This is a genomic window from Streptomyces sp. NPDC098781 (assembly GCF_044759995.1).
Lineage (GTDB): Bacteria > Actinomycetota > Actinomycetes > Streptomycetales > Streptomycetaceae > Streptomyces.
This window is the reverse complement of sequence record NZ_JBIWAK010000003.1, coordinates 286,048-296,899: the sequence shown is the minus strand read 5'-3', so window position 1 is coordinate 296,899 and position 10,852 is coordinate 286,048. Positions and strand designations below refer to the sequence as shown.

The following is a 10,852-nucleotide window of genomic DNA, read 5'->3' as shown; positions in this document are numbered from 1 at the left end:
CAGGGACCGGGTGCGGCCGGTCCGGGCGGGGACGGCGGCCGACGTGCGTTCGGGGCGGTGCGCCGACGCGGGTACAGCGGGGTTGCCGGCCGGCAGACGGCTGTGAGGCTGCCGGGACACGGTGGTCCGGGCAGCCCCACAGGCCGTTGTTACGTTTCAGCCAGCCGTCAGCATGGCTTCCGCCCCGTCCAGGGAGCGTTCGAGCGTGAAGAGGAAGAACTCCGTCTCCTGCGCCTCTATGGCCTCGGGATCGCTGCTCCGGGCCCGGGCGGTGGAGCCCGCGGCCGCGAGGCCCGGCTGCGACTCGTCCTCGGCGAAGGCGGCCAGCGCACGCCCCATGTCGGCCCGCGCGGTCGGGAACTGACCGCGATCGTCCTCGACGGCGACCAGCGTGAACGCGGTGTTGAACAGGAAGCGGTAGACCTCGGGGGCGTGCTCGCCGAACCCGGCCTTCATCAGGACCCGGATGCCCGTGTCGATGGTGGGCAGGGCCGACGGAACGTTCGGCCCCACCGCGCACAGCCGTCGGGCCACGCCGGGGTACCGGCGCAGCACGGCGCGGCCTTCGGACATCACGGAGCGGAACCAGTCGCGCCACGGCACGTCCTCGGCGGGGATCGGGATCCGCGAGATCACGCGGTCGATCACGCCCATGACCACCGCCTCGCGGTCACCGACGTGATAGGCGATCACGCCTGGCCAGACGTCCAGTCTGGTGGAGATCTGGCGGATGGACAGACCGTCGAGTCCCAGTTCCCCGGTCACCTCGACTGCTGCATCGATGATCTTGTCCGCCGTGATCGGCGGCAGGCCCGCTGCTGCCCGGGACCGGCGGCGCGGTGCTGAGTCAGACATGACGAACGACCTCACACTGAGGCGCTGTTGCTCCAGCGCTTTGATGCCCGGCGGCTCGCTAGGCACGATCAACTCTAACTTATTAGCCACTGTCTAACAGTGTGAGGTAGGCTCTTAGACAGTGACTAACAGAGGTCGCTCGACCTCTGCGGGAGATGTCGTCCCGCCGCCCCTTCCGCCCCGGTGCGGCTGCCTTCCCCACCTGCACCGAACCCACCCCGAGAGGCTCCACGCCATGCGCAAATGGATGCCGCTGCTGGCCGTGTGCCTGGGCACATTCATGCTGCTCGTCGACGTGACCATCGTGAGCGTCGCGCTGCCCCAGATGACCGATTCGCTCGACGCCTCGTTCTCGGCCCTGCAATGGGTCGTGGACATCTACGTCCTCGTCCTCGCCGCCCTGCTGATGGCGCTCGGATCCCTGTCGGACCTGGTCGGCGCCCGGCGCGTCTACCTCGCCGGCCTGGCCGTTTTCGCCCTGTCCTCGCTCGCCTGCGGTCTGGCCGGCAACAGCGAGATACTGATCGCCGCGCGCGGTGTGCAGGGACTCGGCGCGGCCGCCATGTTCGCCACCAACACCGCGCTGCTGGCGAGCAATTACCACGGGCGCGACCGCGGGGTCGCGTTCGGCATGTGGGGTGCGGTCAACGGCGCCGCCGCGGCCGCCGGTCCGATCCTGGGCGGTCTGCTCACCCAGCACCTCGACTGGCGCTGGATCTTCCTGGTCAATCTGCCCGTCGCGGCCCTCGCCCTGTACATCGGCGGCCGTTACCTGTCCGCCTCGGCGACCCGGTCCGACCGCCGTATCGACCTGCCCGGCACGATCGGTTTCACCCTCGTCGCCACCCTGCTCATCTTCGGCCTGCTGCACGCGGGCGAGGACGGCTGGGGCGACGGCCGCACCCTGGCCCTGTTCGGCGGATCGGCCCTCGCGCTGGTGCTGTTCATCCTCGTCGAGCGCGGCCGGCGCGACCCCATGCTGGACCTTCGGCTGATGCGCACGCCGTCCTTCGCGACCCTGATGACCGGAGCCGTGGTGTTCAGCGCCGCCGCCTTCGCCAACCTGGTGTTCGTGTCGGTGTGGGCCCAGTCGGTGCTCGGGTTCAGCCCCGTCAAGGCCGGTCTGATCCTGATGCCGTTCAGCGCGATGTCGTTCCTCGCCGCCGGACTCGCCGGCCGGTTCCTCGGGAGCGTCCCGCCGCAGTACCCGATCGGCGGCGGCCTGCTCCTGATCGGCGTGGGCTCGTTCCTGGAGATGTCCCTCACCGGCACCTCCGGGTGGACGGCGCTGCTGGCCGGCTTCCTGGTGGCCGGCGTCGGCGTCGGCATCGCCTCACCGGTCCTCGCCTCGGCCGCCCTCGCGGCGGCCCCGCCCGACCGGATGGGCATGGCGGGCGGCGCGGCCAACACCTTCCGCCAACTCGGCTTCGCCCTGGGCATCCCGGCCGTAGGCACCATCCTGTCCGGGGTCGTCGCGACCAAGCTGACCGACAGCGGGCTGTTCGGCCGCGCCGACGACCAGGCCGACCTCGTCACCGGCGGCCAGTCCGCGAACGTTCTCGCCTCGGTCCCCGGGGAATCCCGTGCCGCCGCGCAGCGGGTCGTCGAGGACGCCTACGCCGCCGGCCTCGACCAGGTGTTCCTCGCCGGGGGAATCCTGGCGATCGTCGCGGGCGTCCTGGTGCTGCTCGTGGTGCGCGGATCCAGTGCGCAGTCGGCGACGGATTCCCCGCCGGCCGCCGCTGACCTCGCGAAGACACCGGAGGGCGGAATTCGCGCGGTGTGACCGCGGAACCCGGTATTCCACGTAACCGGCCGGAGGGACTCGTCCCGGAATCGCACTCCTCGGAATTAACCTTCCGTTGGGGAGTCGACTTCTGGGTGACGAGTCCCTCCTTTTGGTGTCCATTGCCTTTACGCGCGGCCCGGTCCAGGCAATGCTGCTGCCATTCACGACGAGCCCGGCAAACATATTGCCGACGTGCGGGCTGACACGGACGCTGACATCTCTTTTGTAGCCTGACATCGGCGCCATCCCTGGTCAGCGCTGCACAAAAACCGCTGATCAGCGCGGTTGACACGCGCCGAAGTCCGCCGCCGAACCCTTTCCGTACGCGCCGGAAGTGTTTTCCGGGCACTGTGCAGGTTGCCCGTCGACGACCCTGGCCGTAGGTTCACGGACGCGGCGCTCTTTTTGCGTTGCCCGGCCCGTCGTGGCCCTCATTACCGAGACATCCGCACCTTTGCGGTGCGGCACGCTGCTGCAATCCACCCAACCCCCGGAAAACGTGCGACTAGCCGTTCGGAGAGGATCGGAAATGGTGAAGATCACGGCCGACGAGGCCCAGAAGTGGCTGATCGACGAGATTGCGACGCGCCTCGGCGTCGACCCGTCCGAGGTCCCGCCGGACCAGTACTTCGACGAGCTCGACCTCGACAGCACCGCCGCCCTGATCATCGCGGGCGAGATGGAGAAGTGGCTGGGGTTCGAGCTCGGTACCACGGCCCTCTGGTACCACCCGACCATCGAGGCCCTCGCCGCGCACATCGCCGAGGAATCCGAGCAGCGCACCGCCGCGGCCTGACTCCGGTGGGCGTCGGGCCGGTCCGTACCCCCACCGTCCGCCCGGAGCCCGCCGCCAGGCGCCTCCCGTAGAGCGCACGTCCAGGACCGCCGCGCCGGCCCCGCCCCCGGACCACCACCCGCACGGCCACCGCCGGCCGGGGCCCGCTCACCGGGTCCGCCCGGCCGCCGCCCACGACCTCCCTGTTCGCTCCAGATCCAGAGAGATTCGCCGTGAACTCTTCGCAGGAATCCGACCTCGACCGTCGGCTCGCCCGGGATCCCATCGCCATCGTCGGCCTCTCCGCGCTCTTCCCCAAGTCCAGCAATCTGCGGGAGTTCTGGTCGAACGTCGTCTCGGCCGCCGACTGCATCGACGACGTGCCCGCCGGTCACTGGGACGTCGACGAGCACTACGACCCGGACCCCACCGTGCCGGACAAGACGTACGCCAAGCGCGGCGGCTTCATCCCCGACACGCCGTTCAACCCGCTGGAGTTCGGGCTGCCGCCCAACACCCTGGAGGTCACGGACGTCCTCCAGCTGCTCAGCCTCGTCGTCACCCGCGACCTGCTCAAGGACGCCGGCGCCGACCAGGCCTGGTACGACAAGGCGCGCACCGGCGTCGTCCTCGGCATCACCGGCGCCAACCAGCTCACCCAGCCGCTCACCGCGCGGTTGCAGAGCGGCGTGCTCAAGGAGGTCGTCCGCAGCTGCGGCCTGTCCCAGCGGGACGCCGAGGAGATCGTCGCCAAGTTCCGCCTGGCGTACGCCCCGTGGGAGGAGAACTCCTTCCCCGGCATGCTCGGCAACGTCGTCGCGGGCCGCGTCGCCAACCGGTTCGACCTCGGCGGCATCAACATGACGATCGACGCCGCCTGCGCCAGCTCCCTCGGCGCCGTCCGCGCCGCCGTCAGCGAACTGGTCGAGCGGCGCGCCGACACCATGCTCGTCGGCGGCTGCGACGCCGAGAACACGATCTTCATGTACCTCTGCTTCAGCAAGACGCCGGCGCTGTCGAAGTCCGGGCACATCCGCCCGTTCGACAAGGACGCCGACGGCACACTGATCGGCGAGGGCATCGGCATGCTCGCGCTGCGCCGCCTCTCCGACGCCGAGCGCGACGGCAACAAGATCTACGCCGTGCTGCGCGGCATCGGCACCTCCAGCGACGGCCGCTTCAAGTCCATCTACGCCCCGCGCAAGGAAGGCCAGATGGTCGCCCTGCGCCGCGCCTACGAGGACGCCGACTGCTCACCGGCGAGCATCGAGCTGTTCGAGGCGCACGGCACCGGCACCGCCGTCGGCGACGCCACCGAACTGAGCGCGCTGTCCGCCGTGGTCTCGGAGGCGAGCGACGTCCGGCGCTTCGCCGCCCTCGGCAGCATCAAGTCGCAGATCGGGCACACCAAGGCCGCGGCCGGCGCCGCAGGCATGATCAAGCTTTCGCTGGCCCTGCACCACAAGGTGCTCCCGCCCACCATCAACGTGGACGAGCCCAACCCGGCCATCGACTTCACGGACGGACCGGTCTACGTCAACTCCGAGACCCGGCCCTGGATCCGCACCCCGGAGCGGCCCAAGCGCCGCGCCGCGCTGTCCTCGTTCGGCTTCGGCGGCACCAACTTCCACGTGGTGATGGAGGAGTACGGCGACGGCGACGACCTGCGCGTCTCCCACCCCGTCGCGGCGGTCCACCTCTGGCACGCGCCCGACACCGCACAGCTCACCGAGGCCCTCGCCGCCGGGGCGCCCGCGACCGGCGGCCCGGCCCCCGCGGACCACGCCCGCGTCGCCCTCGTCGCCCGCGGCGCCCAGGAGCTGGACGACCTGCGCACCCTCGCCCTCGGCGAACTGCGCGCCCGCCCCGACGCCGGCGACTGGTCCCACCCCAAGGGCGTGTACTTCCGCCGTACGGCCGCACCCACGGGCAAGGTCGCCGCGCTGTTCGCCGGGCAGGGCAGCCAGTACGTCAACCCGGGCCGCTCCGCCGTGCTGGCGCTGCCGCCGCTGCGGGCCGCGTTCGACGCCGCCAACCGCCACTTCGAAGGCGTGGAGCCGCTGTCCCGCATCGCCTTCCCGCCGCCCGTGTTCGGCGACGCCGAGCGCGCCGAGCAGGAGAGCGCGCTGCGCGCGACCGCCTACGCCCAGCCCGCCATCGGCGCGCTGTCGGCCGGCCAGTTCGCCTACCTCACCGAACTCGGCTTCGCCGCCGAGGGGTTCCTCGGCCACAGCTTCGGCGAACTCACCGCACTGTGGGCCGCCGGAGCCCTCACCGACGAGGCGTTCTTCGCGCTGGCCCGGGCCCGCGGCAAGGCGATGGCGCCGCCTCAGGACCCCGGATTCGACGCCGGTGCGATGGCCGCGGTCGCCGCCTCCGAGGAGCGGGTGAGCGAACTGCTCGCCCAGCGCACCGACGTGGTGATCTGCAACCGCAACGCGCCGGAACAGATCGTCGTCGGCGGCCCCACCGAGGAGGTCGAGCGCCTCGTCGCCGAAGCCACCGCGGCCGGCCTGCGCGCGAGCCGGCTGCCCGTGTCCGCCGCGTTCCACACGCCTTTCGTCGGCCACGCCGTGGACGCCTTCCGCGCCGACGTGGAGCGCTGCGACGTGAGCGCCCCGGCCGGCACCGTCTACGCCAACACCAAGGGCGCCACGTACGGCGACGACATCGCCGCCAACCGCACGGTCCTCGCCGAGCAGCTCATCAACCCGGTCGACTTCGCGACGCGCGTGGAGGACATGTACGCGGCCGGACACCGGGTGTTCGTGGAGTTCGGCCCCAAGAGCGTGCTCACCCAGCTCGTACGGCGCATCCTCGGCGACCGCGAGCACACCGCGCTGTCGCTGGACGCCGGCCCCGGACGCGACGCGGACGTCGCCCTGAAGCAGGCCGTCGCCCAACTCGCCGTCCACGGGCTGCCGCTGGCCACCACCGACCGCTACGTCGAGCCCGTCGCCGAGGAGACGCCCGCCAAGGGCATGTCGATCCTCCTCAACGGCATCAACTACGTCTCGCCCGAGCGCAAGGCCAAGTACCGGGACGCGATCGACAACGGGTACCGGATCGCCGTACCGACCCTGCCCGGGACGGGCGGCGGAGCGCCGGCCGGCACGACGGGCGGACCCGGCGGCGCGGGATCCGCCGGTGCCGGTGCCGGAGCCCCGTCGGTTTCCGCTCCCGTCCGTGCGGCCGCCCCGGCGCCCGCCGCCCCGGCGCCCGCCGTCGCGGCGACCGTCGGCTCCAACGGCGCGGCCCCCGCGACGCGTTCGGCGGCCGCCGCCGCCGTGGCGGTGCGCGAGCCGAGCCCCGCGGCCCAGGCCGCCCCGACCCCCGCTCCTGCTTCCACCGTCATGGAGACCCCTCACGTGGACAGTGACCGCCTGGCCGATCTCATGGCCGACCATCTCGCCCTGCACGAGGACTATCTGACCAGCCAGCTCCAGAGCGCCGAGCGACTCACCGGCCTCGTGGAGCGGGCGGCCGAGCAGGACCGGCTCGGCCAGATCCTGCCCGGGGTCAACGCCGTGAAGGAGCACGGGATCGACATCGGCCGCAGCCACCAGCGGGCCAACGAGATCCTGCGCGACCTCGCGGGCCTGGAGCTGGGCGCTGCGGTCCCGTCCCCGGCACCCCGCCCCGTGTCCGCGCCGGCGACGCCGCGGATCGCCCCGCAGCCGGCCCCGCAGCCGACCCTGCCCACCGAGGCCCCGGCCGCCCTGGCCCCTGCCCCCGCACCGGCCGCTCAGCTCCTGAGCGTCACCACACCGGCCACCGCCGCCCAGCCGGTCGCACCGGCCGTCCAGCCGGCCCCGCAGCAGGCCTCGCCCGGCGTGGACGCGGCCGGAGTCGAGGCCGCGCTGCTGGAGGTGGTGGGCGCCAAGACCGGCTATCCGACGGACATGCTGGAGCTCGACATGGATGTCGAGGCGGACTTGGGGATCGACTCGATCAAGCGGGTCGAGATCATGGGTGTGATGCAGGAGAAGTTCGGTGGCGGTGTCGCCGCCGGTCCTGAGCAGCTGGCCGAGTTGCGCACGCTGCGGGACATCGTCGGCTTCATGGCGACGTCGGCCGGGTCGGCGCCGGCTCCCGCGCCCGCTGCCGGTCCCGCCGTCGATGCGGCGGGTGTCGAGGCGGCGCTGCTGGAGGTGGTCGGTGCGAAGACCGGTTATCCGGCGGACATGCTGGAGCTCGACATGGATGTCGAGGCGGACTTGGGGATCGACTCGATCAAGCGGGTCGAGATCATGGGTGTGATGCAGGAGAAGTTCGGTGGCGGTGTCGCCGCCGGTCCTGAGCAGCTGGCCGAGCTGCGGACCCTGCGGGACATCGTCGGCTTCATGGCCTCGTCGGCCGGGTCGGCGCCGGCTCCCGCGCCCGCTGCCGGTCCCGCCGTCGATGCGGCGGGTGTCGAGGCGGCGCTGCTGGAGGTGGTCGGTGCGAAGACCGGTTATCCGGCGGACATGCTGGAGCTCGACATGGATGTCGAGGCGGATCTGGGGATCGACTCGATCAAGCGGGTCGAGATCATGGGTGTGATGCAGGAGAAGTTCGGTGGCGGTGTCGCGGCCGGTCCGGAGCAGCTGGCTGAGCTGCGGACGCTGCGGGACATCGTCGGTTTCATGGCTGGTGCCTCCGCTTCTGCCGCCCCGGTTGCGGCTGCTGTGCCCGCGGTTGACGCGGCGGGTGTCGAGGCGGCGTTGCTGGAGGTGGTGGGCGCCAAGACCGGTTATCCGGCGGACATGCTGGACCTGGACATGGATGTCGAGGCGGACTTGGGGATCGACTCGATCAAGCGGGTCGAGATCATGGGTGTGATGCAGGAGAAGTTCGGTTCCGGCGTCGCCGCCGGTCCGGAGCAGCTGGCCGAGCTGCGCACTCTGCGCCACATCGTCGAGTTCATGTCCGGCGCCTCGGGTGACACCGCCACGCAGGCCCCGGCTGCCACGACTGCCGTCGCCGCCGAGCCGGGACACGCCGAGGAGTCCGGCGCCGGCATCGGCCGCGCGCAGGCCGCGCTCGTCGAACTGCCCACGCCCGACCGGCTGGTGGACGCCTACCCGCAGGGCTCCGGCGCGCTGATCGTGGACGACGGCTCGGAGCTGGCGACCGCCCTGGCCGCGCAGCTGACCGAGACGGGCACGCGGGTGCACGTGCTGCGGCTGCCCGGCGTGGCCCAGCGCATCAGCGGCGTCAAGGACCACACGCTGTCCGGCTGGGGCGTGACCGAACTCGCCGAGCAGATGGAGGTCGTCCTCGCCGACCGGATCAGCCTGGTCCTCGACCTCTCCGCCACTCACCACGACGACTTCGGCGCCGGCACCCGCCGGCTCGCCCACACCCTGCTCGTGGCCAAGCACGCGGTCGAGGCGCTGAACACCGCGGCCGACAGCGGCCGTGCCGCCTTCGTCACCGTCACCCGTCTCGACGGAGCCTTCGGACTCACCGGCGTCGCCGAGCACCTCGCCCCGGCCGCGGGTACGGCCGGCCTGGTCAAGACCCTGGCGGTGGAGGCACCGCGGCTGTTCTGCCGGTCCGTCGACCTGGCCCCGGAGCTCACCCCGGAGACCGGCGCGGCCCTGGTGCTGGCCGAGACGCAGGACGCGGCCACCGACGCCACACAGGCCGGCCACGACGGCACCCGCCGGGTCGGACTCGGTCTCGCCGAGCAGCCGCTGCACCCGGCGACGGCCGACGTCCCCGCCGTCACCTCGGAGGACCTGATCGTCGTCACCGGCGGCGGACGCGGCATCACCGCCACGTGCGTGGCCGAACTGGCCAGGCGCCACCAGCCGGGTCTGCTCCTGCTGGGCCGCACCCCGCTGGAGGACGAGCCGGCCTGGGCGCAGGGCGTCGAGGACGCCGGGCTGAAGGCGGCGGCCGCCGCACAGCTGAAGGCGTCCGGCGAGAAGCCCACCCCGAAGCGGGTCGAGCAGCTCTTCCGCGCCGTGACCGGCGCCCGGGAGATCCGCGACACGCTCGCCGGCATCCGCGCCGCCGGCAGCACCGTGGAGTACCTCGCCGTCGACATCACCGACGCCGCCGCCATGGCCACCGCCCTCGCCCCGTACAAGGAGCGCGTCACCGGCCTGGTGCACGGCGCCGGAGTCCTGGCCGACCAGCTCATCGCCAACAAGAAGGCCTCCGAGATCGAGCGGGTCTTCGCGCCGAAGCTCACCGGACTGCGCACCGTGGCCGAGGCGCTCGACGCCGACCGCCTGCGCCACGTGATCCTGTTCTCCTCGGTCGCCGGGTTCTTCGGCAACCGCGGCCAGTCCGACTACGCCATGGCCAACGAGGTCCTCAACGCCTGGGCCTCCTCCTTCAAGCAGCGCCACCCCGCCACCCGGGTCACCTCGCTGAACTGGGGCGCCTGGGACAGCGGCATGGTCTCCCCGGAGATCAAGGCCGTCTTCCGGGAGCGGGGCATCACCCTGATCCCGGTGGAGACCGGAGCCCGGCTGTTCACCGAGCAGTTCGCCGCCGACCGCGCCGCGGACGTGGTGACCGTCCTCGGTCCGACGACCCCCCTGTCGGAGCCCGAGCGTCCCGCCGCCGGCGGTGCCGTCACCGTCGAGCGCGGCCTCGACGCCCTGCCCGGCGACCCGATCGTCGCCGACCACGTGATCGGACAGTCCCCTGTACTGCCCGCCGCCGTCGCTCTCGGCTGGGCGATCGGCGCGGTGGAACGCGGCAGCGGCACCGAGGTGCGCCAAGTGACCGACTTCGAGGTCCACAAGGGCATCGTCTTCGACGGCACCCAGCCCGACCGGCTCGCCCTCACGATGACCCCGGCCGACAACACGGTCCGCGTCGCCATCCGGTCCACGGACGCCCAGGGCGCCGTACGCCCGCACTACGCGGCCGTGGTCGCCCCCGGCACCGCACCGGCCCCCGCCACCATCAGCGGCCTGCCGACGCTCGGCGGCGGACGGGACGCCGACGGCATCTACACCGACGGCACCCTCTTCCACGGCCCGGCGCTGCGCGGCATACGCCGCATCCTGGCCGAGGACGAGTCCCGGCTGGTCCTCCAGTGCGAACTGGCCGAACTGCGGCCCGAGGGCGGCGCGTTCGGCGGTTCCAGGTTCGCGCCCGGCACCGCGGACCTGCTGCTCCAGGCGGCCCTGGTCTGGGTCTGGATGTTCCGCGACAGCGCGTCCCTGCCGCTCGGCGTCACCCGCGCCGACCTGCACCACCCGCTGCCCGACGGCGCACCGTTCCTGATCGTCGTCGAGCCCGCCCGGGGCAGCACCTCCACCACCGCGTCGCTCACCATCACCGCCTGCGCCACCGACGGAACGGTGCTGGCCCGGTTCGACGGTGTCCGCGCGGTCTCGGCCCCGCAGCTGGCGGCCCAGTTCATCAGCGGCTGACTCCGCCCGGGCGCGGCCGAGCCGCGTCCGAGCACAGCCGGCGCAAGCGATCGG

The 10,852-nt window shown here is 72.3% G+C and carries 4 protein-coding genes; 3 read left to right on the top strand and 1 reads right to left on the bottom strand.

Annotation, left to right across the window (positions count from 1 at the left end; all coding sequences use genetic code 11):
- Positions 1 to 156 precede the first annotated feature (156 nt).
- Entirely contained in the window at positions 157 to 855 is a 699-nt protein-coding gene (locus ACIQWG_RS13085) for a TetR/AcrR family transcriptional regulator (RefSeq protein WP_404094129.1), read from the bottom strand.
- Positions 856 to 1,090: 235 nt separating this feature from the next.
- Here ACIQWG_RS13085 and ACIQWG_RS13080 point away from each other — a divergent pair, with 235 nt between their 5' ends.
- The 3 genes from ACIQWG_RS13080 (at position 1,091) to ACIQWG_RS13070 (ending at position 10,798) form a co-directional block, all read left to right on the top strand.
- Entirely contained in the window at positions 1,091 to 2,641 is a 1,551-nt protein-coding gene (locus tag ACIQWG_RS13080) for an MFS transporter (RefSeq protein ID WP_404094127.1), read from the top strand.
- 532 nt (positions 2,642 to 3,173) lie between these two features.
- Positions 3,174 to 3,440 (top strand): acyl carrier protein, encoded by a 267-nt coding sequence (locus ACIQWG_RS13075; protein ID WP_383403773.1) that lies wholly within the window; start codon positions 3,174 to 3,176, stop codon positions 3,438 to 3,440.
- Positions 3,441 to 3,652: 212 nt separating this feature from the next.
- Positions 3,653 to 10,798 carry an SDR family NAD(P)-dependent oxidoreductase gene (locus tag ACIQWG_RS13070; protein WP_404094124.1) on the top strand — a complete coding sequence of 2,382 codons (7,146 nt, stop codon included), beginning with the start codon at positions 3,653 to 3,655 and terminating at the stop codon, positions 10,796 to 10,798.
- The last annotated feature ends 54 nt before the right edge of the window (positions 10,799 to 10,852 follow it).